Annotated in this window: 27 protein-coding genes, 1 pseudogene and 2 other annotated features; of the genes and pseudogenes, 6 read left to right on the forward strand and 22 right to left on the reverse strand. The window is 37.8% G+C overall.

The window, feature by feature from the left end; all coding sequences use genetic code 11:
- Positions 1-137 precede the first annotated feature (137 nt).
- Positions 138-376 (forward strand) — a binding site (T-box leader).
- A 91-nt stretch (positions 377-467) separates the two neighbouring features.
- Complete coding sequence (locus LBYS11_RS21210; RefSeq protein WP_036079516.1) at positions 468-2,039, forward strand: 2-isopropylmalate synthase; 1,572 nt, start codon at positions 468-470, stop codon at positions 2,037-2,039.
- A 50-nt stretch (positions 2,040-2,089) separates the two neighbouring features.
- On the opposite strand, the gene metG is transcribed toward LBYS11_RS21210, so the two are convergent.
- The 4 genes and pseudogenes from metG to rsgA all read right to left on the reverse strand — a co-directional run bounded on the left by metG (position 2,090) and on the right by rsgA (position 6,307).
- Positions 2,090-3,724: a methionine--tRNA ligase gene (gene metG, locus LBYS11_RS21215; RefSeq protein WP_054549645.1), complete on the reverse strand. Its 1,635-nt coding sequence runs from the start codon at positions 3,722-3,724 to the stop codon at positions 2,090-2,092.
- 57 nt (positions 3,725-3,781) lie between these two features.
- Positions 3,782-4,043: a binding site (T-box leader), on the reverse strand.
- 88 nt (positions 4,044-4,131) lie between these two features.
- A pseudogene (locus LBYS11_RS21220) lies at positions 4,132-4,778 on the reverse strand (HAD hydrolase-like protein).
- A 15-nt stretch (positions 4,779-4,793) separates the two neighbouring features.
- On the reverse strand, positions 4,794-5,219 hold the full coding sequence (gene fosM / locus LBYS11_RS21225; protein WP_054549647.1) for a FosM family fosfomycin resistance protein: 426 nt from the start codon (positions 5,217-5,219) through the stop codon (positions 4,794-4,796).
- 17 nt (positions 5,220-5,236) lie between these two features.
- Entirely contained in the window at positions 5,237-6,307 is a 1,071-nt protein-coding gene (gene rsgA, locus LBYS11_RS21230; RefSeq protein WP_103118927.1) for a ribosome small subunit-dependent GTPase A, read from the reverse strand.
- A 392-nt stretch (positions 6,308-6,699) separates the two neighbouring features.
- On the opposite strand from rsgA, the gene LBYS11_RS21235 reads away from it, so the two are divergent.
- Together LBYS11_RS21235 and LBYS11_RS21240 are read left to right on the forward strand one after the other, a co-directional pair.
- The gene (locus LBYS11_RS21235; RefSeq protein WP_054549649.1) at positions 6,700-7,782 is read left to right on the forward strand and encodes a type III polyketide synthase; all 1,083 of its coding nucleotides are present in this window, start codon (positions 6,700-6,702) and stop codon (positions 7,780-7,782) included.
- A 1-nt stretch (position 7,783) separates the two neighbouring features.
- On the forward strand, positions 7,784-8,326 hold the full coding sequence (locus tag LBYS11_RS21240; protein WP_036079526.1) for an isoprenylcysteine carboxyl methyltransferase family protein: 543 nt from the start codon (positions 7,784-7,786) through the stop codon (positions 8,324-8,326).
- A 20-nt stretch (positions 8,327-8,346) separates the two neighbouring features.
- Here the strand turns inward: LBYS11_RS21240 and LBYS11_RS21245 are convergent, their stop codons facing one another.
- Entirely contained in the window at positions 8,347-9,540 is a 1,194-nt protein-coding gene (locus tag LBYS11_RS21245; RefSeq protein WP_054549650.1) for a GTP-binding protein, read from the reverse strand.
- Positions 9,541-9,709: 169 nt separating this feature from the next.
- On the opposite strand from LBYS11_RS21245, the gene rpmG reads away from it, so the two are divergent.
- The gene (gene rpmG / locus LBYS11_RS21250; protein WP_004231780.1) at positions 9,710-9,859 is read left to right on the forward strand and encodes a 50S ribosomal protein L33; all 150 of its coding nucleotides are present in this window, start codon (positions 9,710-9,712) and stop codon (positions 9,857-9,859) included.
- A gap of 211 nt (positions 9,860-10,070) precedes the next feature.
- Here the strand turns inward: rpmG and LBYS11_RS21255 are convergent, their stop codons facing one another.
- The 4 genes from LBYS11_RS21255 to LBYS11_RS21270 all read right to left on the reverse strand — a co-directional run bounded on the left by LBYS11_RS21255 (position 10,071) and on the right by LBYS11_RS21270 (position 12,399).
- Positions 10,071-10,805, reverse strand: coding sequence for a hypothetical protein (locus LBYS11_RS21255; RefSeq protein ID WP_103118928.1), 735 nt, complete (start codon positions 10,803-10,805; stop codon positions 10,071-10,073).
- 12 nt (positions 10,806-10,817) lie between these two features.
- Positions 10,818-11,099: a hypothetical protein gene (locus tag LBYS11_RS21260; protein ID WP_048394106.1), complete on the reverse strand. Its 282-nt coding sequence runs from the start codon at positions 11,097-11,099 to the stop codon at positions 10,818-10,820.
- Positions 11,092-11,664 carry a hypothetical protein gene (locus tag LBYS11_RS21265; RefSeq protein WP_103118929.1) on the reverse strand — a complete coding sequence of 191 codons (573 nt, stop codon included), beginning with the start codon at positions 11,662-11,664 and terminating at the stop codon, positions 11,092-11,094. Before LBYS11_RS21265 ends, LBYS11_RS21260 begins: the two co-directional genes overlap by 8 nt.
- A gap of 84 nt (positions 11,665-11,748) precedes the next feature.
- Complete coding sequence (locus LBYS11_RS21270) at positions 11,749-12,399, reverse strand: BMQ_0737 family morphogenetic spore coat protein (protein WP_004231775.1); 651 nt, start codon at positions 12,397-12,399, stop codon at positions 11,749-11,751.
- A gap of 235 nt (positions 12,400-12,634) precedes the next feature.
- Between LBYS11_RS21270 and LBYS11_RS21275 the strand changes: the two genes are divergently transcribed.
- Together LBYS11_RS21275 and LBYS11_RS21280 are read left to right on the forward strand one after the other, a co-directional pair.
- A complete protein-coding gene (locus tag LBYS11_RS21275) occupies positions 12,635-13,822 on the forward strand; it encodes a hypothetical protein (protein ID WP_103118930.1) in 1,188 nt (395 codons plus the stop codon).
- 163 nt (positions 13,823-13,985) lie between these two features.
- Positions 13,986-14,603 (forward strand): exosporium glycoprotein BclB-related protein, encoded by a 618-nt coding sequence (locus LBYS11_RS21280; RefSeq protein ID WP_048394100.1) that lies wholly within the window; start codon positions 13,986-13,988, stop codon positions 14,601-14,603.
- Positions 14,604-14,682: 79 nt separating this feature from the next.
- On the opposite strand, the gene LBYS11_RS21285 is transcribed toward LBYS11_RS21280, so the two are convergent.
- From LBYS11_RS21285 to LBYS11_RS21345, 13 genes are all read right to left on the reverse strand, one after another.
- On the reverse strand, positions 14,683-15,195 hold the full coding sequence (locus tag LBYS11_RS21285; RefSeq protein WP_048394098.1) for a YfiT family bacillithiol transferase: 513 nt from the start codon (positions 15,193-15,195) through the stop codon (positions 14,683-14,685).
- A 271-nt stretch (positions 15,196-15,466) separates the two neighbouring features.
- The gene (locus LBYS11_RS21290) at positions 15,467-15,946 is read right to left on the reverse strand and encodes a hypothetical protein (RefSeq protein WP_103118931.1); all 480 of its coding nucleotides are present in this window, start codon (positions 15,944-15,946) and stop codon (positions 15,467-15,469) included.
- A 72-nt stretch (positions 15,947-16,018) separates the two neighbouring features.
- Positions 16,019-16,663 (reverse strand): hypothetical protein, encoded by a 645-nt coding sequence (locus tag LBYS11_RS21295; RefSeq protein ID WP_066037976.1) that lies wholly within the window; start codon positions 16,661-16,663, stop codon positions 16,019-16,021.
- Entirely contained in the window at positions 16,660-17,148 is a 489-nt protein-coding gene (locus tag LBYS11_RS21300) for a GNAT family N-acetyltransferase (protein ID WP_103118932.1), read from the reverse strand. Before LBYS11_RS21300 ends, LBYS11_RS21295 begins: the two co-directional genes overlap by 4 nt.
- Positions 17,149-17,230: 82 nt before the next feature.
- Positions 17,231-18,802 carry a BCCT family transporter gene (locus LBYS11_RS21305; RefSeq protein ID WP_048394092.1) on the reverse strand — a complete coding sequence of 524 codons (1,572 nt, stop codon included), beginning with the start codon at positions 18,800-18,802 and terminating at the stop codon, positions 17,231-17,233.
- A gap of 119 nt (positions 18,803-18,921) precedes the next feature.
- Positions 18,922-19,692, reverse strand: a complete 771-nt coding sequence (locus LBYS11_RS21310; RefSeq protein ID WP_048394090.1) for an alpha/beta hydrolase — start codon at positions 19,690-19,692, stop codon at positions 18,922-18,924.
- Complete coding sequence (locus LBYS11_RS21315) at positions 19,692-20,471, reverse strand: ABC transporter ATP-binding protein (protein WP_048394302.1); 780 nt, start codon at positions 20,469-20,471, stop codon at positions 19,692-19,694. Before LBYS11_RS21315 ends, LBYS11_RS21310 begins: the two co-directional genes overlap by 1 nt.
- 29 nt (positions 20,472-20,500) lie before the next feature.
- Positions 20,501-21,496: a FecCD family ABC transporter permease gene (locus tag LBYS11_RS21320; protein ID WP_016993066.1), complete on the reverse strand. Its 996-nt coding sequence runs from the start codon at positions 21,494-21,496 to the stop codon at positions 20,501-20,503.
- 28 nt (positions 21,497-21,524) lie between these two features.
- Positions 21,525-22,532 (reverse strand): FecCD family ABC transporter permease, encoded by a 1,008-nt coding sequence (locus tag LBYS11_RS21325; protein ID WP_009370610.1) that lies wholly within the window; start codon positions 22,530-22,532, stop codon positions 21,525-21,527.
- 155 nt (positions 22,533-22,687) lie between these two features.
- Positions 22,688-23,671: an ABC transporter substrate-binding protein gene (locus LBYS11_RS21330; RefSeq protein ID WP_103118934.1), complete on the reverse strand. Its 984-nt coding sequence runs from the start codon at positions 23,669-23,671 to the stop codon at positions 22,688-22,690.
- A gap of 204 nt (positions 23,672-23,875) precedes the next feature.
- A complete protein-coding gene (locus LBYS11_RS21335; protein ID WP_103118935.1) occupies positions 23,876-24,706 on the reverse strand; it encodes a helix-turn-helix domain-containing protein in 831 nt (276 codons plus the stop codon).
- A gap of 10 nt (positions 24,707-24,716) precedes the next feature.
- Positions 24,717-25,181, reverse strand: a complete 465-nt coding sequence (locus LBYS11_RS21340; protein WP_103118936.1) for a DinB family protein — start codon at positions 25,179-25,181, stop codon at positions 24,717-24,719.
- A gap of 20 nt (positions 25,182-25,201) precedes the next feature.
- Complete coding sequence (locus LBYS11_RS21345) at positions 25,202-25,771, reverse strand: nucleotidyltransferase family protein (protein ID WP_048394081.1); 570 nt, start codon at positions 25,769-25,771, stop codon at positions 25,202-25,204.
- Positions 25,772-25,851: the final 80 nt, after the last annotated feature.

Genomic DNA, 25,851 nt, shown 5'->3' on the forward strand with positions numbered 1-25,851 from the left:
TTCACTACTTTATTTTACACTTCACCAAATATCAAATTTTTAATAAAATAGACATTACTTAAGACAGAATTAAATAAATTTTTAGAATATTATTGACAGGCAGTTAATATCCAAGTAATATTGCTTTCAACAACACATTGCAGGCCAAGATTGGAAATAGTAAAAGTGTTTGTGTACTTGTAGAGAGCCGATGGTTGGTGTAAATCGGTAGGCACACATTTTGAACTCGTCCATGAGCTACTCCCTGAACTTTTTAGTAAGGGATGTCGGTTTCCTCCGTTAACAGGATAGACAGTGATAGCTGTCGATAAGGGGACTTTTTCTATAAAGAGAAGGTCAATTAGAGTGGTACCGCGAGCATAAACTCGTCTCTATTTTTAAATAGAGACGGGTTTTTTATTTTTTTAATGACTTATTGGCCTAAGTGTAGATTTTAGATACTAATCACTAAAAAGGAGTGTTTGAAAATGGGAAGAAAAATTTGGGTGTTTGATACAACTTTACGTGATGGCGAACAGGTGCCTGGAGCAAAGCTAAATCTTTATGAAAAAGTAGAGATCGCTCAGCAGCTGAAAAAATTAGGTGTCGATATTATTGAGGCTGGATTCCCCGCTTCCTCTCAAGGTGATTTTGATGCCGTCAAAGCTGTAGCTGAAAAGGTTGGCAATACAAACGACATTATGATTACAGCATTAGCACGTGCTGTAAAGGCTGACATTGATGCTGTCTATAATGCTGTGAAGTATGCTCAAAACCCGATGATTCACATGGTACTAGGAACCTCTGATATTCATGTGGAGAAAAAATTCAGCAAGTCAAAAGATCAAATTTTACAAATTGGCGTGGATGCTGTGAAATACGCTAAAACATTATTGCCGCAAGTTCAATATTCCACAGAGGATGCCTCTCGTTCTGACTTTGAATATCTTTGGAAAACAATTGAAGCTGTTATGAGAGCTGGCGCAACGATGATTAACGTTCCTGATACGGTTGGCTTTGCAGAGCCAGAGGAATTTGGAGAAATGATTTTTAAATTAAATGACCGTATGAAAAACTTAGATGATAGTGTTCTTTTAAGCGTTCATTGTCACAATGATCTTGGAATGGCAACGGCTAATACGCTAGCTGCAATTAAAAATGGTGCAGATAAGGTAGAGTGTACAATCAATGGTATCGGTGAACGCGCAGGTAATGCTGCATTAGAAGAAGTTGTCATGGCACTTAAAACTCGTAGCTCCGTCTACAATGCAGAAACACGTATTAATACAAAAGAAATTATGAATACTTCACGTCTTGTTTCTAGCTTTATGGGCTTAGATGTACAGGTCAATAAAGCCATTACAGGAGATAATGCATTTGCCCATTCTTCTGGTATTCACCAAGATGGTTTGTTAAAATCGCGTGATGCTTATGAAATCGTCCATCCTGAGGATGTAGGTCTTGATGATATGGAGCTAGTACTAACAGCTCGATCTGGTCGCCATGCAGTGAAAAATGCTCTTGAAAAATTAGGTTTTACTAATCTTTCAACAGAGGAATTTGAAGGTATTTTCGAAGGATTCTTAAAGCTAGCCGATGCGAAGAAAGAAGTATATGATCACGATTTATATGTTATTGTTGAAAGCTATTATGAAAAACATGATGCCAATAATAAAAATGCTACACATTATAGTGAGCAATTCTTTGATTTTGATGATCTCCAAGTCGTCAGCAATACAAGCTTCCCTTCAGCAAGTGTTAAGGTTCGAAAAGGCGGCGAAGTATTTAAAGCTAGTGCAGTAGGCTCTGGTCCAATTGATGCCCTCTATTCAGCCATTGCAGAAATTACAAATATGGATGTAAAACTAGTGGAATATAATATCAATAGTGTTTCACGAGGCAAAGAGGCTTTAGGTAAAGTAAAAATTACGATTGAGCATGAAGGCGAAAAGTATATTGCAAAAGCAGCAGATACAGATATTCTTAAGGCAAGTGCATTAGCCTATATTAATGCGATTAATAGCATTGTAGTGACAAAATTAACACCTGTTATGAATTAAATGAAAATAGCAAAGCAGTATGGCTCTTGCGCCATACTGCTTTTTCAATCCTAGCGACTATCCCTAACTAGTTTTTGATATTCCTCATCGATTCGTTCGATATCAAGACGTTCAAATAATGGTGTCACCTCTCGAATGACTTTAGGGAGATCTACCTGTTCATGCCACATCATTTCATTTATACCTAACATATTTCTTACTTTCTTTGCTGAAAACGGTAAGAAAGGATGCAGCAGCTGTCCTAAATTCGCAATGATATAGACGCAAGTTGCTAATGTACGATTACCTGCCTCTACGTTTTCTTTTACCTGTAGCCATGGCTGTTGTTCATCAAAATAACGATTAGCACCGCGAATATACTCAAAAATGGATTCTAACGCCTGCTTGAAATGACCACCTTCTATAAGAACACCCGCTTCATTAAACAATTGTACGGTTTGTTTTCGAATGTCGCTATCCACCTCCGCTTGTGGCACCTGACAAGCAAATGATTTCTCAATAAACTTCAATGTACGGTTTACAAAATTGCCATAGGCTCCGAGTAGTTCGCCATTATGGCTATAAATAAATTCCCGCCATGAAAAATCAGTATCACGATTTTCTGGCGCATTCATCGTTAAGAAGTAACGAATAGAGTCCGCATCATAACGGCTTAAAATATAAGGAACCCATACAGCCCAATTCTGACTAGTAGATAATTTGCGTTTTTCTAATGTTAAATACTCATTAGATACGATATGGGTAGGTAATGCCTTGGATCCAATTCCCATTAAAATGGCTGGCCAAATAACTGTATGGAATGGAATATTATCCTTCCCATGTACATAGTATGAAATGGTCTCTTCATTCCATAAATCTTCAATAGCTATTTGATGTTCTTTTGCCCATTCTAAGCTTGCTGTTAAGTACCCTGCTACAGCTTCAATCCATACATATATTTTTTTCCCTTCAAAACCTGGCACTGGAACATCTATGCCATTCGGTAAATCTCTTGTTACTGCTCGGTCGGGAACTCCCTCTGCCAAGTATCGCTCCGTTAACCCTAAAGCATTGTCACGCCAACGTTTCTCGACTTTTGCTTGTGCTAAATAAGACTCCAACCTTCCTTGAAATTGACTAAAGGTAAAATAAAAGTGCTCAGTTTCCCGAATAACAGGTTCGTTCCCACAAATTTTGCAGCGCTTATCAATTAAGTCCAATGGGTCTAAAATTTCTGAGCAGTTATCACATTGATCTCCCCTTGCTTTCGCTCCACAATTTGGACAAAGACCTTCGACAAATCGATCTGGTAGAAATTGATTATCCGTCTCACAGTAAGCCTGTTCAATTTTCTTTTTGTATAAGAAATTATTAGCCAGTAGCTGTAAGAAAAGGGCCTTAACGGATTCATGGTGGTGCTCCGCATCCGTTCTTGTGTACAAATCATAGGTAAATCCTAAATCATGAAAGCATCTTGTAAACTCATCATGATAGTGATTAGCTATAGCCTCTGTCGTTGTATTCTCTTGTGCGGCCCGTATAGAAATGGGTGTACCATTACAATCACTGCCTGATACATATAAAACCTGCTCGCCTTTTTGTCGGTAATATCTAGCCAAAATATCACCTGGTAATAATGCGGCAACATGCCCTAAATGCAAAGAGCCATTTGCATACGGCCAAGCGCCTCCAATAACAATCGTCATTCTAAATTGCTCCCCTCACAGAAAAAATGGTAAAAAAAAATCGCCCTAATCAAATCTGATTAGGACGAGTATACCCGTGTTACCACCTATATTTACAAATAGCTCACACTATTTGCCTCTATCAGTACGTCTTCATTCAAAAAGAGAGATACTGCCGCTGTTGTAACGAGTGCCCATCTCGTCGTAATCTACTGGCTAAAAAGCTTTCGGTACGAAGCTCAAAGGTCATTTTCAAAAGGGTTCACTTACCTCATTTCCACCAACAGAGGCTCTCTACAAAATGCTAATCCAATTTACTTTTCCTTCTCAATGCTTTTTCTATAGGATTGGCATTATTTTACGCCTTCTTGTGAGGAAATGCAATGTTTGTCTCTAAATCATCCCTTATTTTGATACACTTTCTTAAGTTAATCTAATGTAACCTTTACCAATGCAGTTAAATCATCAATTACTATATCTGCTTTTTCTAACTCCTTATCTTGTGCAAAGTCAAAGCGAACACCTATTGATAGTAATTGATTGTCCTGTGCAGCTTGGATATCCGAAGAACGATCTCCTACCACTGCTCCATAATCAATTTTATTTTCATCTACAACTCTTTTGACCAGATCCGATTTATGCCCACTTGCAATTGCTTGAATGCTATAGATTCCCTTTATAAAACGCTCCAACTGATAGGTTTCGACGATTGCTTGTAAATAGTCAACCTGTCCATTACTCGCTATGTATAACGGATAATTCTCTGACAATGTTGCAAGGGTTTGTTCAGCGTTTGGATACAAAGCACCTTTATGTCCACGTATTTGCTCAATCAGCTTTACATGGAATAATACATTGCTCTCTTCTCGTATCTCTAAAGCATGCATAGGACATAATGTTTCCCACACAACAGGTAAAGGAACCCCCATTATTTCTCTATATTTTCTATAGGTGTTTCCCCCTGCCACAAGCCGTTTGTCCGCAGCACATCAAATGTTGCATCGAGAGCAGGCTCTAAAATAAGATTGGTTTGAAATAATGTTCCATCCATATCAAAAATAAACGCTTTATTCATAAAATCTCTCCTTAATTAGTTATCAAAAAACGCCATATGCTGCTTTTCTTGCTTATAATAATCCAAACGATCCTGCAAAGTTCCTGTATGAAATTCAAATTTATGACCATCAGGATCTGTAAAGTAAATTGATTTTTTATCCTTTTCATCTCTTTGCCGACCTGCTAAAATATTGACCTTTAGCTGCACCAATCTGTCATACACCTTATCAAAGTCATCCTCAGCGATTGTGAAGGCAATGTGTGTATAGGAATGATGGATGTCATTACGGGGTATATCCTTTTCTACATTCAGAGCTAGCCACAGTCCATTTACATCAAAATAGGCTGTGCTGTTCCCCTTTACTAGCAACTTGGCATCGAATACTTTTTCATAAAAAGTGATGGATTCCTCTAAATTAGAAACTGAAAACAATAAATGATTGATGTTTTGAATTGTCATGGTTGTGCTCCTATTGATTATTTCTTCCCCTTTTTCATTCCCTTGGCTATTTGCTTCCACTTGCGCTGCTCCTCAAGTTTTGCTTGCGTATTTGTTTTGCGCTCCATATAAGCCAATTCTCTTTGCAGCTTAAAATAGCTTTGTAGGCGATATTGGTCCAAGTCCCCATCTACTATAGCTTGCTGGACAGCACAATAAGGCTCTTTTTGATGTGTACAATCACGATAACGACAAGCTGTTGCTAGTTCCTCAATATCTTGAAAGCTAGAAGCTAAACTATCCCCTTGATCCCACAATTGAAGCTCACGCATCCCTGGCGTATCAATTAGACAGCCACCAGCAGGCAATACTACTAGCTCTCGATGGGTTGTTGTATGTCGTCCCTTGGCATCATCCTCACGTATACCCGCTACTTTCATCAGTATCTCACCACATAAAGCATTTGTTAATGTGGATTTCCCTGCTCCAGAAGACCCCAATAGTGCCCCCGTGACCCCCTCTGTGAATAGCGTCTGAATTTCCATTAGACCTTCGCCCGATAGAGCACTCGTTACAAAGATATCCACACCAAAGGCTACAGACTCCACTTCTTGTACTAAGCTCGAAACATCTTCGCATAAATCAGCTTTTGTCAGGACAATAATGGGCTTTGCCCCTGAATCCCAAGCAGCCACTAAATATCTCTCCAAACGTCGAATATTAAAATCTGCGTTCAAGCTCATAACAAGTAACACAATATCGACATTTGATGCGACAATCTGTTCTTGAATTTCCGTTCCTGCAACTTTACGTGAAAATACAGATTTTCGTTGGAATAGCTGATGAATAATTGCTCGTGCCTCTCCGGGCATTTTCTCCACTAGCACCCAATCACCAACTGCTGGATAGTCCTCCCTCGCTAAAGATGTATACGCATAATGACCAGCAATTGTCGCAAGCCATTCTCCCTCTTCAGCTAACACCCGATAAGAATGCTTATGCTCTAAAGTAACCCTTGCAGGCACACAATTTTTTAATTTAGCCTGTTTTTTCATTTCTATCATTTGCTCTTCAAAATATGTTGTAAAACCTAATGTTGTTAAATTCAATTTATTTTCCTCCTAAACGTATGATGCCTCAGCGAAAATAGTTGTCATCCGCAAGAGGCCCTATCGCAATTCACCTTTTGGAACTACAATAAAAAACCTTGTAGCTGCAATTCGGCAGTTACAAGGTTTCACAGGCACGTTTAAAAGATACACAAATACCCCGAGTTATGGCACGGCGTCACTTTGTATATTTTAGGCGTGTGAAATTGAACAAACCGGATTGCAGTTCGCTAATTACAGATCTATTCATCATGTCACATCACCTACTTTCCATTTAGTTGTTATCAATATAGCTAAATTTTCAGAAATTGTCAATTACAATATTATAAGCATTTATTCCAATCATCCACGCATACAATGAACAAAACCATTAAATGCGAGGAGATGTTGGATTGCCTAAAATCATTTCAATTAGCACATATCAACCACCTTACACATTACAGCAAGATAACGCAGAGGAACTAACGAAAGAGCTTTTTTATGCAAAAATTCCAAAACTAGAGCGCTACTTAAAGGTTTTTGAAAATGGTGGCATCAACACACGCCATTTTTGTGTGCCAGCTGAATGGCATCGTACGAATCACTCCTTTGAAGAACGTAATAATTTATATATTGAGTTAGCTACACAATACAGTGTAAGTGTCATTCAAGCATGTTTAGCTAATACAGCTTTTTTATCCTCACCTATTCCTACTGAGGACATCGATGCCATCATTTTTGTTAGCAGTACAGGAATTTCAACACCTAGCATTGACGCACGTGTTATGAACAAGCTTCCCTTTTCAGATCGACTTAAACGCATTCCTCTATGGGGTCTTGGTTGTGCAGGAGGAGCCGCTGGTATAAGCAGAGCCTATGATTTTTGTAAAGCCCATCCACATGCAAAGGTACTTGTCGTTTGTGTCGAGTTATGTAGCCTCACTTTTCAGCCAAATGATTTTTCTAAAAGTAATTTAATTGGTGCTTCTCTTTTTGCCGATGGTGCAGCATGCATACTTGTTTGTGGGGATGAAGTAGCTATCGCAACAAAAAGGCCAACCCCTAATATTCTAGCTACAGGTTCTAAATGGATGCCAGATTCGGAAAATGTAATGGGTTGGGATGTGAAAAACAACGGGCTTCATGTCGTTTTCCAAAAAAGTATTCCTTCTATTATTACCAATTGGCTCGGACCTTTCATTGAGCAATTTTTAATGGAACAAGGACTGTACAGCGAACAATTGACTCATTTTATTGCGCATCCTGGAGGAAAAAAGGTATTAAAAGCTTACGAAGATACACTTTATCTATCTCCCCAAAAAACCGACATTTCTCGGGAAATATTGAGACGACATGGTAATATGTCATCACCGACAGTGCTATACGTATTAGAGCAGTTTATGTTAAATGAAGGACAAGTGGAGGATACAGGCTTGCTCGTAGCTCTTGGCCCTGGTTTTTGTGCAGAAGCTGTATTATTAAACTGGAGGGAGTAACATGATCTTCTATTTTATTTTTATCCTTGTCGTTCTACAAAGATTGACAGAAGTTGTGATTGCCAAGCGCAATGAGAAATGGATGCTTTCACAAGGAGCCTATGAAGTAGGTGCTTCACACTACCCCTATATGGTAGCCATGCATATTAGCTTTTTTCTGTTTTTAATAGTGGAAATCGTCACAAACAACAATGGTATCTCGCCCTTATTTCCGTTATTTTTTATATTATTTTTAGCAGTGCAGGCTTTGCGGATCTGGTGTATTCGCTCTTTAGGCACTTTTTGGAATACAAAAATCCTCATTTTACCTGACGCACAAGTTGTTCGTAAAGGGCCATATGAATATATGCGCCACCCCAATTATGCGGTAGTTTGTTTAGAAATCCTTTTGCTACCACTCATGTTTCAGGCTTACTTTACAGCATTTTGTTTTACATTACTCAATATTACAATGCTTTCTGTCCGAATACCTATAGAAGAAAAAGCATTACGAGATGCTACTAATTATAATCGTGTATTTCAAAAGAAGATTTCGGAGTCTTAGCCGAAATCTTCTTTTCTTCTTTATTGCCATTCCCAGTTAAAGGGATCTTGTAGACGTTCCCAAGGGTTCCGAAACTCTTCATTTGTTAACAAACAGTTGTCCAACTGTTTAGTGATGTCTTCTCGATCTAGATCAATGCCAATAATCACAAGTTGTGTCATTCGATCTCCGAACTCTTCATCCCAATCTTCCAATACTTCAGGGCTTTGCTGGAATACATCCTGCTGCTGGGCTTGAGAAAGTGCCGCTACCCAATAAGAGACTGGTTCAATTTTTGCAGATGACCCCGCTTGCGATAATAATAGCGCAACTTCCTGATGTCTTGCACTCCAAATAATACCCTTCGCTCGTACTATTGAATCTGGCATGTGATCACACCACTCAACAAAGCGCATCGGATGAAACGGTCTTTTGCGTTTATAGGTAAAAGAAGAGATCCCGTACTCCTCAGTCTCTGGTGTATGGTTTTCATGACCAAGCTCCAACTCCTTTAACCAACCAGCCGATTCAGAGACACGTTCAAAGTCAAAGCGCCCCGTATTTAAAATTTCAACTGGATCAATAACACCATTTGTTGTACGTATAAGTTTTGCCTCAGGCTGTAATGCACGTAAAATACGTTCTAATCGCTCAAGCTCCTCTGAGGATACTAAATCGCACTTATTTAAAATAAGGACATCACAAAATTCAATTTGATCAATGAGAAGGTCTGCAACATCACGCTCATCTAATTCACCAACAGCTTCCTTCCGCTCCAATAAGCTTTCCCCAGACTGAAAATCATGCCAAAAACGATGGGCATCTACGACAGTAACCATTGTATCTAATCGACAAAACTTCGTTAAATCAATGCCAAGCTCCTCGTCTAAATAACTAAATGTTTGTGCAACTGGAATCGGCTCACTAATCCCTGTCGATTCAATCAAAATGTAATCAATATTGCCTAGCTTCGAAAGACGTTCCACCTCCTGCAATAGATCCTCTCGTAATGTACAGCAAATACAACCATTCGATAGCTCCACAAATTTCTCTTCTGTACGTGATATACCGCTACCATTTGCGATAAGCTCCGCATCAATATTAATTTCACTCATATCATTCACAATAACAGCGACACGTAAATCTTTTTTGTTTTGCAATACATGATTCATCATTGTTGTCTTACCAGAACCTAAATATCCACTCAATACTGTAACAGGAATTTTCTTTGTCATTCTTACAACTCCTTAAATCGTAATCATTACTATTTACAATTTGTAATTAAATCATATTACTTTGGAAAATGCAAAGCTTTTTATTACTAGTGAAATTAAACTTGACAATCTCCAGTGAGAAATATATTGTTTAAATCGTAATAATTACTATTTAAAAGGAGGTCCTTCAATGCGTGTACAAGTAACACTAGCCTGTACTGAAACAGGTGATAAAAACTATATTACTACTAAAAATAAACGCAATAATCCCGAAAGATTGGAGCTTAAAAAGTACTCCCCTCGCCTGAAGCGTGTAACCCTGCATAGAGAAACAAAATAATATTGGAATGGGGGGTCATGATGAGATCCTCATGAGCGGGTCTGACCTGTTTTAGAGCGGTGTCTTCTACTTTGTGAGCGGGGTTAACCTGCTTTGGAGCGCCTTCCTCTTCTTTGTGAGCGGTTGAACCTTCTTATAAGCTTTTTATGCAAATCAAAAAATGACTGTTTCAAAGGCATATCTTTGAAACAGTCATGATGAAATTTTATAGCTAAAGCTGCTCACTATTGATTTCTAACGCTAGTTCATTCAATTTCTCATCTAATTCATCGAGCATGCGTAATCTAAAATCTATTTGTTCGTCAATATTAACTCCTTGTTTCATTGATGTGCTACCATCCTTAGATTGTTTCTTTAATGCAACTATTTCATTGGATAATCTCTCAATATCTAGATTTTTCGTCTCTAACTCACTTAGTAAGTGTCGATGAAGGCTGTCTGATTCTACTTTCTCTCTATGGTATTTTTCTAGTGTCTCTAAAATATTCTCCATTTGTTTACTTGCTATGGTTGTATAGTCACTTAACTTTTTATCTATGCCTTCCACAATAGACCTTTCATTTGAATCGATCGAAGTCTCCTTTGATGCTTGAAATTTGTCCATCAATGACTTTTTTTCAGCCCGCAATTCTGCCAATTCCTTTAATAATGCCTCAATGGATGCAATTTGCTTTTTTCTTTGCGCTTCTCTCTTCTGAATTTCTTCATCGTAAGCTTGCAATTCTTTATCAAAGTCTCTTTTCAACTTTAGGAGTTCCATCGAAAGTTCTTTTTTATGCCTTGTTAATTGAACATTTTCTCTTTCAAGTCGAAGAACCAAAGCATAATAATCACTATCTCTAAGTCTTTTTACTTCATTTTTGTACTTGGCTAACTCGGCCCTTAAAAAAATAATCATTTGTTGGAGCTGTATTGGATCATTGTTTTTCACAATATCATTGTCCATCATCACACCCCCCTATCCTGAATATCTTTTTAGTAAATCGACCACCTCTTCAAGCTGCTCTCTACTTTCCTCTAGTAAATCATCCAGCTGCTTCATCCATTTTTCTTCTAACTTTGAATTCTCTATTTGTTCAACATGACTCTTTTCGTCTGAAACAAGATAGGCTATTAATAGCTGTAATGTACTTTTTTCAAGAAAGGCAAAGCTATTATCTTGTTCATTACGACGACTTAGCTGTTCCTTTACTAATTGTTGAATTACACTACCAAACTCTTGTTTTTCGTTGTCACCCATTGTCTTCCTCCTGTGTTTGGCCCATTCCATTTAGATTAATTGGATTTAAAACAACAACACCTTCTGTGAGCTGATCGCAATATGTAAAACCCATAATCGTGCCTGAATATGATAAATTATGGGACCATTTTATTTGAAAATTGGTAAATGAAATGGTTTCATTCGGTTCGATTGTTGATTTACCAACTGGTCTCAGCCAATACTCCTCTTTGCTTGATTTGTCATTAAAACGCTCCCACTGACTCTGCCCCTGTGTTTTAAAATTCGCAGTGAAATTTTCATGAACATATCTCCCTGAAAAGTAAAACGGTGACTCCTTGGGTATTGTTATACACAAAGATGGGTTCGTGACGGCTGCACTACCAATATTACGAATATGATAGGAGCCTAAACATAAACTCTCTTGCTCAGGATCATAAGAAATATTAAGTGCAGTTGTAAAATAACTAATGAGGTTAATCCTATTCGGAATTGCTAATTCCTCAACCAACCTTTTAATATCATGAACATAGGCATTTGTTTGTTCTTTTAGTGCCTGTATCTTGTCTTCAATACGATCTGCCACTTTAAACCTCCTTGTTATTTCCATTAAAAAAAGAGAGGATTACCCTCTCTTCATAGTATGACTTTCTTCTTTTTGTTATCACAATTAACCAACAGTTGGGAAAATAACTGGGCATTGTTGTGGACGAACCGCAGTTGGACATGAGAATGGTAAGTCTGCTCTTGGTTCGCAGAAAGTTGCTAAAAATTCCACAGTAACTGGGAATGTAGATTGAATACTTTGACAAACAGCAACAGTAATTGTCAACGCAGAGAACGTGATTGTACCTGCTGCAGCACCTGTTCCAACACTAAGTGTTCCAGTTGTACAAACGAAGCAATCTAAATCTGTGTATAAAATTTCAACGTCTGTTCCCTTAGGTGCACATAATGTCACTTGCTCACAGCGAGAAACTGGAATATTATTGCTTGTGAAAACAGTACCATTAGGTAAAGTAACGACAATTGTTAGAATGAAGTTCTTTTGAACATTTAGATGTTGCAGACAAACAGTTGATCCATCAATAGAGAATTGGCGATTCTCACGGTTCAGAATCACAATTGGATTTGTAGTTGCTGGAATTACTCGACAAGTAACAATAGCACCTGTTAAGTCAGTAGTTGCTGTAACACCTGGGAATGTAATTGGTCCAGTAGGTGAAATATCAAACGACATTTCTTTTACAATCCAGTCGTATACCTTATCAACATTTATACAGATTAGTTCCTGCGCCTGGGATGGCATATGCTCTTGCATCCTTTTGACACCTCCATAAAATTTTTATCTTTCGTTTGTAGCATATGTTTTTCAGCTATAAGTGCATGGGCTAACAAATAGTTACATTGGATATTTATTAAAATCACTCAAGATTTGTTTTCATACACTTCCCTCATTAACGATACGAATCAAAATGTTGAAAGAACCGTTATATTTGTAACAGAAAGTCAATATTTTTAATAAACTAATAATGGACTGAAAGGGGTGAACTACAATGGAAGAGTCAAAATTGTATACCACTCAAGAAATTGAAAATTTAAAGGAAAAAATTGAATCTTATAGAGAATCGTTAACCTCGCTAAAAATGGGGAAGTCAATTGAAGATTTCCTTTATATGAAGCAGGAGTTTGATGGACTAAAAACACAGATGGCCCATTTAGAAGGAATTACAGAGACATTGGATACTAAACAAAATTCATATATAAAAGGATACGACGATCAAATTAGGGTTCTTTCAACACAGCTTGAGTCTTTGAATCAAACCATTGAAGGAATGAACCAAGAGATTTTATCAATTTTAAATAAACTGTTGCCAGTTAAAGGAAATGATACAAAAACCATAATGCCCTCCATTGACATGCCTGCTCAAACCTATTCTAATCTTTTACCTAGACAACCTAGAATGACACAGACAGCAGATCAAACTACAATTACATCAGCACAACCTTCTTATAGACTACTACAAAGTGTGGCAGGTAAAGCCAAAAACCACCAACCAAATGTAAATATCGGGGGTCCCTCTCCTCAGAATGGTCTACCGGAAACTAAACCTGAAGAACGGCATTTTAATCAGCAATATTTCCAATCAATCAATACGCACCCCAGCCAAATATACAATGGTTTATACAGAAACACGACAGTTGAATCCACCTTCCATTTTAAAAATGCCATGGATGCAAAGGAAGTTCCAGTAAGTGTATATGATCCATCTGCCGTACAGCCTGCTTCAAGAGAAGAAAACATCGAGAATGATACTTTACAATCTTCTATAGTTAATGAATCAGATAGCACTAAAACTGAAACATTAAATAATCCTATGGAGGCTGTGAAAATTGAGAATGAACATAACAATCTTGAGAATCCCATTGTAACGAATGAATCGATAGAACAAGTTATCTTGGAGCAACTTAGCGAACCTGTTAGTCAAGACATTGAAGCAATAGCTAGTGAGCCTCTCAACCAAATCATTGCAGAAACAGAAGCAGAACCTGCAGCTATAGATCATTCTCCTTCATTAGAAACAGAAGAATATGTTGAAGTGTATCATGCTGATGCAACCTATGAGGTTCATCCGTCCTTTGAAGAAGAGATCATGCAACTTGAATCTGTAAACAAGCCGATTGAGGAAGAACATAAAAAGGGAAAAAACTCATTTTTCGATTTCTTTAAAAGATGGAGTTAACATTATCTTAAACATCCACTATGTCAAAACATACATAGTGGATGTCTTTATGTGTCAAATAAAAGCAGTCATAAAGAAATCATTGAATTTATAGGTGAAATAGATAATTGCCCTTAACCCCTAATCTGAAATGAATAGAATAATGAAGAAAGGGGGTGTAAAAATGTGTTTGAATAACTCAATGTGTGGCTGTTCAGGTAACGGTCATGGTAACGGGGAGTGTACTGCACTAGGACCTTTTGTTGCAATTGACGCTGCATGTATTACTCCACCAGTAGCTACTGGTTCTATTATCCCATTCTCATCAGGAATAACTCCTGTTGCATTAGTAGCTGCTGCTACTGGTTTAATTGCAACTGTAAGTCTTGTAGGTTTTGGTACAGCAGTTCCAGGGATTACTCTTGCTGGCGTTAATATTGATTTAACAACTTCTGCTGCTACAGAAGCATTTACGGTTCCACGTCCAGGTACTATTACATCTATTTCTGCTACAATCTCAGCAACTGCTGCTTTAACTCTAACTGGAACAGCAACTGTCAGAGCACAGATTTACCGCGCAGTTCAAGGAAGCAATGTATTCAGCCCTACTGCAGCATTTGTTGATTTATTACCACCTTTACCACTAATAGCATTAGCAGTAGGTACGATTGCAAGTGGTAATGCAAACGTTTCAGTACCTGTAAGTACTGGTGATCGTTTACTAATGGTATTCTCTATGACTACTACAGGAGTTGCTGCTACACTTGCTGGTAACGCAAGTGCTGGTATTACTATCGTATAAAATAAACTTAAATAAAAAATGAAAACAAGTGATTTCCTCATTAGCAGAAATCACTTGTTTTTTCATAAAACATCCATATTTATTTAACCAAAGCATTCTGAATATGTGCCAAATGATGCTTACCATGCCATGCATAAAGGCCAATTGCATGCTCAAGAGTCGTCAGGCCTGAATCAGGATGATTAAAGGCTCTTTGTAATTGTTCATCCGATAAGCTTGACAGTAAATAAACCCAACGTTCATGTAAGCTTTCAATTAAATTAAAAGAAATTGCTACTGGCATTTCAGAATCTGGTAGCTGTGCCCATTCTGCCTCATTGTATGGCTTAATGGTTGGTACATCCTCTGTTAACGCTAGCTTAAAACGAATATAGCTATTCATATGACTATCAGCAATATGATGGACTAGCTGTGTCACTGTCCAGCCATTTTCACGATAAGATTTTACTAAGTCTTGCTCGCTTGCACCACTTAATGCCTCTGCAAGTTGTTTTGGTAACAAACGAATTTCATTAATCCACTCTAGTACTTGCTGTGAATTCATTTCTTTGGGAAATTGGAATTGTCCAATAGGATAACGTAAATCTTTCATATTGCTGACCTCCATTTTACTTTTTATCTTACCAATTTAATATTTTTCTTGCTACAACCTTGCACTGTAATTATCTATGTTCAATAGCTTTTCGTATTTACATATTCTTTCTGAATGGCGTCTTCAGCATCTTGTGCATTTCAGAAATATGAAAGCAATACACAATGCAAGCTTACATGCGCACACCATACACCTCCTTTCCCAATACATATACAAACATCAAAAACCCTTATTTTATAAGTATAAATAATTATAAAATAAGGGTTTACTATTATTCCTGGATATCGTATATCAACGTATCAAAGTATTTTTCATTTGTATACAGTAGAATAGCCCATTCATCAGGCTTAGGAACTTTCACATGAGAAGGTGTATGGGCATCTGCTCCATTAACAGGTCCTCCGAGTCCTATGCTCCAACCATTCACTAAAATCGGTTGTATGACTTTAGAGTCTCTATGGTATCCAATAACCGTTAATTCTGTATCTCGTACTTCATCTATTCCCCATAGATGCCACATCCATTTTTGTGTGCTTAAACTTGGCATATCTGCACCAATGACACCCGACTTATCAGCATTACCAATAATGCCTCTATCACCAAATTCCACTGCCTTTTGATTCCAATCAACTGATGCAATATCACTTTCTTGCACAAAATCAGGTAGATCCTCTGGCATTGTAACATTTGCTTTGTCTGTACAACCCACTAAAAATAATAGCAATATACATACAAATACAACTCGTTTCATAACATCCCCCTTTCTTATGAAACGTTTGTTTTAACCAGATTGTTACAGATAATTCTGTAAATTATGAAACTATCATTTTATCTTACTCTTTACAATATCAACTAATGACTTTAATGGATGGAGAATTGTAATTGCCGTGTGATCTTGAAATCGTTGCGCTGCATCCACCATCGATAGCTGGGCAACTGATATGGATTTTTCTTCAGCTGACAAAGTATGTAAAGCCCTTAAAATAGCATCATCATATGCTTCCTTTTTCCCCTGCATAATGAGATTAAATGTATGCTCAATAATTTTTCCCTCTACATCTACTGATACTCCTTGATGCTTAGCATATTGGTGAAGTCTTGCCATCGTTCCTTCGACAGTTGCAGGATTTGTAAAAAGAATAAATTGAGGCTGTTGCTTACATATACTTTCAAAATAGGGCTCATCTATCTTTATGATAGGGATCGAGGAATCGAGCAAAGTTTCATCCTCTAATAAAGCAATATAATTTGTACACGTTATTAAAATGGCATCCACATCACAACTAATTATCCATTCAATTTGCTCCTTAACTTTACGTGCTAAACCATCACTACCTTTAGACACGTGCTGTATTACGCCAGGGTCTACAAAATGGAGTATCTCTATGTCTTCAGCGCTTTGAAAAGCCTGCTCAATGTATTGTATATTGGAATAATGAGCATGCAAGCAGCCGACCTTTTTTCTCAATTAAACTCCTCCTCATTGGAAAGTCTCTTTTCCATTGTTGCTATTACTAGAGAGTTACCATTACGATTCTTCACCATTTCCTCTTTCGTTACAACATAACCTAATGAACGATATAACTCAATATTACGTGGAACACTCATACGTACTTTGCACTGACTAATTGTTATTCCCTTCGATAGTGCATATTGTTCAAGCCAAGAAATTAGTGTTTTAGCTAAACCTTGTCCCTGTCTTTCTGGGATAACTGAAAGTCTAAAAAAATAAATTCCCTTTGTACTGAGGGTAAACCTTACCATGGCAACTGGCTGTTTATTGATATAGCCAATAAACGCTTGTTCACTTTGCAGCATTGCCTGCTCAATAAAATCCACCGTTTCACTTAGTGCACTGGATGGTGGAGTGGCTTTTTCATATTCTTGAAACGCCTGTAGCATCACCTGATGTATAACTGGGGCATCCTTGCTCTGTGCTAAAACAATTTCCATCCTAAAGCACCTCTTATCGTTTTTTATTCATAATAGTGCATGTTAAAACAAAAAGAAACCGTATTATTTCGAATACGGCCTACTACTTAGTATGTTTATCTTTCACTTTTGCTTCCTTTTCAATATGCTTTCTCGCTATTTTCAAACGTTGGATATCCTTTTTCTTAAGAGGAATAATCTCTTCCTTCATCATCTTAATATAAGAAATCATTAATAAAAGTAACACCACTGTAAAGGGTAATGCAGCAATTAACGAGGCCGTTTGTAATGCTTCAAGACCTCCTGTATACAATAAAACACCTGAAATAGCTGCCATCAAAACACCCCATACAAACTTTGATAAAATGGTGGGATTTAAAGATCCTTTTGTCGTCATACTTGCCATAATAAAGGTGGCGGAATCAGCAGAGGTAATTAAAAATATTATGATTAAAAGTATTCCAATTGTGGATGCAATCATTGAAAGTGGTAAGTGTTCAAAAAGCTGGAAAAGAGCAACCGTTACATCATTATGAACAGATTGAGCGATTTGTGCATCTTGATGTAAATCAAACCACATCGCAGTTCCTCCAAAGGTCGCGATCCAAAAGCAGGCAATGAGGGGTGGAATAATTAATACACCTATAATAAATTCTCGTATAGTCCTGCCTTTGGATACACGAGCTATAAAGGAGCCTACAAATGGTGACCAAGCAATCGCCCATGCCCAGTAAAAGATTGTCCAATCCTTCACCCAAGTTCCCCCAACATATGGCTGCATCCTTAAACTATATTGAATAAAATTTGAAATATAATCACCAATAGCTAATGTAAAGGTTTCAAGTATAAAGATTGTTGGGCCTGTAATAAAAACAAATAAGAGTAAGACGATTGCTAAAGTCATATTGACATTACTCAGAATCTTCATCCCTTTTTGTAGACCTGTTGTGGCTGATAACATATAGCCAATAAACATGATAAGAATAATGGCCACTTGCAAGATAAATGTATCTGGCAAACCAAAGACAAATGTCAAACCTCCATTTGTTTGTAATACGCCTAGCCCTATAGACGTTGCTACCCCCATGACGGTAGCAATTACTGCGAGAATATCGATCGTTCCTTTAACGACTCGATTTGTTCCAGTGACAGGCTCTAAAGCAGTGGAGATGAGCATATTTCTTTTTTTATTGAATTGTACAAAGGCCATAACAAGGCCCAATATGGCATAAACAGACCACTGGCTTAATCCCCAATGAAAGAATGAATATCCCATCGCCAGTCGGGCTGCATCCGTTGATAGCGGTTTTGTGTCACTGAAGGGTGGTGAAAAATAATGACTCATTGGCTCAGCTACTCCCCAGAAGACCAAACCGACACCAAGTCCAGCTGAAAAGAGCATGGAAATCCAAGTTAGAAAACTAAACTCAGGGCGACCATCTTCCGATCCAAGGCGAATGGTACCATATTTGCTAATTGCCAAGCCAAATAAAAAAATAACGATAATAAAGACTGACATTAAATAAAACCAGCCAAAATAATCCGTTGTCATATGAAATACGCTGTTTGCTACGTTCTTAAATTTTTCTGGTATCGTTGCTCCGATAATGACCAAAAGAAAAATTGCTCCACTTGAAATAAGAAATACTGGGTTTCTTAAAATTTTATTTTGCATACAGCGCCTCCATTTATCCCAGACAGATGACCAAATTTCCTTTATTATGCGTATCATTCGTTAATTTTATTAATAAATAAAAAAGAAACCGCATTATCAAAAGACAATGCGGTCTACTATTAATGTGATTTATGCATAAAACGTATGGCTCTACTCATAACAGTTGGTACGATCGAAGCATGATTTTCGTTTAAAGCCTCATAAAATTCAACATTCATTATTTTTTCTAATACTGTCGCCATTTGGCGCGCATCATCCACCATAAAGGTTTCAAGTTCACCAGCGCTCAAAAACAAAGTTTCGTTCATGTCTTGATGCTCGTTCAGAAATACTGAAGCACACTGCACTAATTCATGCTCATTCCACCAAATGGATGGGCTAATAGCTAGATAGCGCTGGAAGCTGGATTGGTGGTGAAATAGTTGCCACAGTGCAAAGTAACCTCCTAGGGAATGACCAAATAAAGCTTGCTGTGCTTGATTTACTGGATATTGTGCCTCAATCGTCGGCTTTAGCTCTTCTTCTATAAAGAGACTAAAATCCACTGCTCCTCCAAGCTTCTCATGACCTTTTCCTTTAAATCTTGCTGGATAAATATAAGACTCCGCAGGTGCTGTAAAATCATAAAATCTTCTTTCACGCATATCGTCGCCATGACCAATTCCAATAACAATAGCTGGAAGGATACCTGTTTTTGGTGCATTACGACTTTGTAGACGCACCGCTTCCTTTACAAGGTTAAAATAGGATGAGCCATCAAGTACATACAAAACTGGAAAGCCATCTTGTGGCGCTTCCTCCTCTGGCACATAGATATTAATCGTGTACAAATAATTTGTCAATTTTGAAGTCATATGTTGTGTAATGTAGTCTACTTTAGTTGTATTCATTAGATATCCTCCTTCAAAATTTCATAGCCATAACATACAGGTGTATTGGTTACAGGATCTTCCATAATGCGTGCATCAATATTAAATACTTTACGCATTACCTCAGCACTTAAAATTTCCTGTGGCGTGCCAGTTTGCATAATAATACCCTTACGCATTGCAATAAGATGATCTGAATATCTGGCCGCGTGGTTAATATCATGTAGAACCATCACTACTGTACAGCTGTGGTGCTCATTTAAACTTTTAACAATGTCCAATACCTCTAGCTGATGCGCCATATCTAAATAAGTAGTAGGTTCATCCAATAGCAAGATATTTGTTTCTTGTGCTAAGGCCATAGCTAGCCAAACACGCTGACGCTGACCTCCTGAAAGCTGGGCAAGCTCCCTATTTCGATATTCCATCGTATTAGTAACTGTTAAAGCCCATTCAATCATTTCCTCATCCTTATTCGTTAAACGATTGACATTGTTGCGATGTGGATAGCGACCATACGCAATTAACTCCTCCACTTTCAATTGACCAGGAGCTATCGGTGTTTGAGATAATATTGCTAGTTTCTTGGCAATATCTTTGGTCGATAAATTTTGCATATTTTGCTCCTGCAAATATACCGTACCTTGTTGTTTTTTTAAAATACGTCCTATCGTTTTAAGGAGTGTAGATTTACCACAACCATTTGGACCGATGATTGTAGTCACTTTGCCCTCTTCTATCGTTAAATTTAACCCTTCAAAGACACGTACCTGCTCATAACCTGAAGCCAAATTTTCCATTCTAAATGCAGTTTGCACGCCATTTCCTCCTATGCCTTAGATTTCACCAGTAAATACAAGAAATATGGAATCCCAATAATTGAAACAACAATACCTACAGCCAGTTCCGATGGTGCAAAAACGGTTTTACCAATAAAATCAGCGAGGATTAACAGACCTGCACCAATTAAAGCACTCACTGGCATAACGTAACGGTGCTGAATACCAACAAGCTGCTTGGCAATGTGTGGGGCCATTAAACCTATGAAGCCAATACTCCCTGATACAGACACACAAGCACTGACAAGACCTACACTGGCTAGTAACAGCTTCATTTTCTCCTTTTCAACAGCTATTCCTAAACTTGTGATGCTATCCTCTTCAAGCTGAAAATAATCGAGTAAATATGATTTTCTATGCACATATATTCCTAAAATCAAAAGCCAAGGTAGCATCGTAAGCGCAAAGATCCAATTCGCATTATAAATTGAACCTGCCATCCAAATAGCCGCTGATTCAAAATCTTGTGCACTCATTTTTAAGGATAGGAACAAGGACAAAGCTCCAAATCCACTATTGATAGCTATTCCAGTTAAGATTAATCGCTGCATATCCAGATGACCATTTTTTAAAGCAAATGAAAAAATCAGGATAGCTGCAATTGTTCCACCGATAAAACCGAATAGTGGCATCATTAAAATTGACATCCAGCTGTTCATATCTGCACTCACTAGCTTTACTTGAAAGAAGTACATGAATAGTACGACTGCTGCACCAGCTCCAGCATTAATCCCTAATATTCCTGGATCTGCTAGTCCATTGCGTGTAATCCCCTGTAATACAACTCCTGCCATACCTAAGCCAATACCGACAAGTCCAGCAATGACAATCCGAGGTAAACGGAACTCAAATATAACAAGATCAAACTTTGAATTTGACTCGATCCGTAGCAATGTTTTGATGACATCCATTACAGACATATCAAAAACACCATTTGTAATATGTAAATAGCTCGCAACTAAAATCATTAAAACAAGCATCAGCATGGTTAAAAAGAATACACTTGAGGTTTTTTTATGCACGTTTTTCACCTCCGTGCTTACGAACTAAATATAAGAAGAATGGTACACCGACCAATGCGGTTAAGACACCAATTGGCGTTTCAAATGGATAATTGACAACGCGGCTCAGGACATCACAAAGCGCTAAGAAAAAGGCTCCAATGACAGCTGCACAAGGAATAATATAGCGATAATCAACACCAACAAGGAAGCGTGTAATATGTGGTATGACTAACCCTACAAAGGCGATTTTCCCTACAAGGGCAACCGCTGTCCCTGTCAAACATACGACAGCTAGCATGCTAATAATACGTACTGCTTTTGTTTTCTGTCCTAGGCCCATGGCAATATCTTCACCTAATGAAGTAATGGTAATCGCTTTTGCCGATAATAAAGCCAAGATCAACCCAGTTAAACCAAATGGAATAGAAAGGATCAGCATATCCATATTTACCATATGTACCTTTGTGTTATACCAAGCACTTACTGTTTGTGATACTTGGAAATACATCGCAATAGCAGTAGCAATACTACTTAAAAATGTGCCAATGACCGTTCCAATTATGGCTAGCCTTACTGGAGATAAGCCATTGCGGATTAACGAGCCAAAACCAAAGACAATACCAGCTCCCAATGCAGAACCAAGCATCGATAATAAAATCATTTGATAGTTTGGTAGCCCTGGAAAAAAAACAATGGCTAATGTAATGACAAATGCAGAGCCATCATTGACACCCATTAATGAAGGCGAGGCTAAATAGTTTCGTGTAATCCCCTGCATGACTGCACCGGCAACTGCTAAAAATGCTCCAACTAGTAATACCGCGGCAACTCTTGGAATACGGCCTGTTCTTATAATTTGATGATCGACATCCGATGGATCAAATGCTGTCATCGACTGCCATACTGTAATAGCACTAATATCTTTTGTTCCATACATAACAGAAATAAGTGCCACAAGGGCAATAAGGAAAGGAGATATCGCTAATATTGAAAACGACACTATGTTTGTTTTTTTCAACTTTCACACCTTTTTCTTTATCCATTTTGCGGTACACAATATCAACCACTTAAGTGTATACCCTTAACAACTGCCTGCAATGAAAAATGCCACATCTTACAAAAGGCTGGTAATAGCCCGGTGATATCACCAAATCTACTACCAGCCTGTTTATACTATTTAAATAATTTTTCAGCCGCAGCATCTAAGAATTTCACCTTAGACCAAGCAGTACCACCTTGTGCTAATGGCTCAATTGTGTTGACAAAAACTTGATTATTTTGTGTTGCCTTTAAGCTAGTGAAAATTGGATTCTTTTGTAGCTCCTCTAAAGCTTTTGGCGTATCCTTATTCTCGGAATCCTCGAATTGCAGGAAAATCACATCTGGATTTACTTGTGCTAATGTTTCAAGTGATAGTTCCGCTTGCGCCTTAGCTGTTGTAACAACTTCTGGTACAGGTGCTCCTAAATCTTCATATAGAACAGGGTTTAAATAAACGCCTGCTGGATAGATGTACATCACTCCACCACGAACACGGATGATTAATACTTGCTTATCTGCTAATTGCTCCTTGGATTTTACTTGGGCATCAGCAACTTTGGATTCATAGTCAGAGATGATTTTCTTTGCATCATCTTCCTTCCCAGCTAATTGTGCAAGCAATGTTAAATTTTCTTTCCAATTTGTTGAAATATGTGAGTATGGAATCATTGTTTGAATTTTGTTGAGCTTTTCAGCCGTTTCTTCAGGGAATTTCGAAGTACCCACAATTACATCAGGATCCAGATTAAGAATGGCTTCTGCATTTGGCTCCATTTTATTTCCTACAAGTGTAGCTCCTTCAAAATCTGTTGCTAGATAGGCAGGAACTTTTCCACCTACTTCTAGAACACCTACTGGCTTAATACCAAGCATTGCCGCATCTTCCATTGATTCAAGACTGGCAGCGACAATGTTCTTTACTTCGGCTGGTAGCTCATATTGCTCGCCTAAGTACGTGATGGTCTGCGTTGATTTAGCTTGCTCTGTCTGTGATTCTGTTGCACTTGTTTCTGCTGTATTAGCTGTTGATGTTGATTCCTCTGCTTTGTCTGTTCCACATGCGGCCAGTGATAATGCTAATAGTGCTGGTGCACACATTTTAAAATATTTATTCATAGATATTCTCCCCTAACGAGCTCATATTGATAATGATAATCGTTTTCATATATAAGTCAATATATAATTGATACTCATTATCATTTACGGATACTATCCTAACAAAGTGAAAAAAGATTGTGAATGGACGATTTCGAAAATGACATGGATTTTTGCCGATTTAAGCAATAAAAAAACTGCTTCTTTTTTATAAGAAACAGTCAATTATACATATCTGGCTTCCTCTATTTTTAACTTGCGATAGGCTGAGGGAGATAAACCCGTACACTTTTTAAATACTCTGCTAAAATAAAAACAATCTACATATCCAACACATTCTGCAATTTCAGCTACAGGTATTCCACCATATTCTAGTAAGTCTTTCGCACGTCGTATACGGTATTCTGTTATATATGTACTTGGATTCATACCTGTATGCTGCTCAAATAAATAAGCAAAACGACGACGCTCAATGCCCAATTCCATCGAGATATTTGATACTGAGATTTGCTGTGAAAAATTTTCATGTATATACTGTAATGCCTGTTCCATTAATTCGCTGGCGCTATCTAAAACCTGCATTTTTGCCGCTACAAGAATATCTTCCAACAAATTCATAAATAATGTCTTAGACTTGAATACAGCCATATTACCAGGAAAGGAATAGCTTTCTACTAATTGCTGAACATGGCTAATAATTTGTGTGTTAAAGCCTGTATTGATTAGAAAATGTTGCTCGGCTAGTGGATATAGATTTATTTCTTCTGTAGGTAGGCTGTAATGAACAACTGCATACTCCCAACCTTTATGGCCAGTCGCTCTCACTTCTATCGGCATCTGGGGGCCAGCATGGGTAATCATTCCTGGCTCCATCATATAGGGGGTTCCATTAAAGCTAAAGATCGCACTCCCTGCAAGTGGCACTACTAAACCACACTTTTCTGGAGCTGTTGTTCTACCAGCATCTACTTCACCTGGCTCCATTTTTTTAGTAAAAACATCTGTAAATTTTACAGAAGCATGTGCAAAGTAATCAATTAAATACTTGATATCCATATGCTAACTCCTATACATGTATAACATTCTGAATCTGTGAAAAATGATGTAAATCATGATTGATTAATCCTACAAAATAGTCGATTATAGTCATTTCTGACTGTCCAATTTTAAATGACTGTTGCCATTGCTCATCTGTCCATTGCTGAATGTCCTGCAATAATTGACGCCTTGTGGAAATAAAATCATTCAATGTTTCCTCCATTGTTTGTTCACGGCTTTTCTTAGCTGCCATCGTATTCAAATGTGCTACATCTGGCCCTTTCGGCAGACGCTCATCTGTAAAGAGAAAAGGAATTCGGTAATTTTGCACAAACTTGTCCCATGGAGGAAGGTGCCCAATTACCTCTGCAACCGACCATTTCCCAGGTTCAATGGGCATACGCCATTGTGCCTCAGATAACCCTCGTAAATTATCTATCCAATCTAAAGATTTTATATAGTGTTTAATGACATAGGTTTTATCTTGTTGCAATTGTTCCCCCTCTTTCTTTTTTATTGAAGATGAATTTTCAATTCTGGCCAACATAAATGCCATTGTTTTTGCTGAATTCTTTGACGATAAATCGCATAGGCATACTTATTTTCTAGGTAAAACGATGTTGGCTCTACTATGCCTGCTCCTAAAAGATGAATACCGTACGGTGCTGCAATCTCTAGTACCCCATCTGATAATTTTACTCCAATTGCCGTTGGGATTTCTGGGAAATGAGAGATTCCATCAACAGCAGACTGATATGGTTTACTACCATTTAGGACATGCATTCGTGCTTGATTTTTCACGGACCAAGGCTCGTTTGGAGATAACTTTCTCAGTTCTTGCTCATACTGCTTCTCTACTTCTTCTGCTAAATTTTCTTTATCAAAATATATCACATCAATATCAGCAATTGGTGTTCTTTCCTCCTTATTGTGAAGGTAATCCCATACCTTTGAGCGAATAATTCCTGCGCATATCCACCAATCTGGTAGTTGCAAGTTTTCTACTGTGGATAAAATGCTCATCATCCAGTCATCAGATGCAATTAAGTTCTTCAGCTCTTCCTCCGATTGAAGCAACCTCATTCTGTCAGCCTCCATTAATATAAATTAAATTTATAAATCACTAAAAATTATATATTAGATTTATACATTAACACCATTTA

Origin of the sequence: Lysinibacillus sp. YS11 (assembly GCF_002896375.1) — a bacterium.
Classification (GTDB): domain Bacteria; phylum Bacillota; class Bacilli; order Bacillales_A; family Planococcaceae; genus Lysinibacillus; species Lysinibacillus capsici.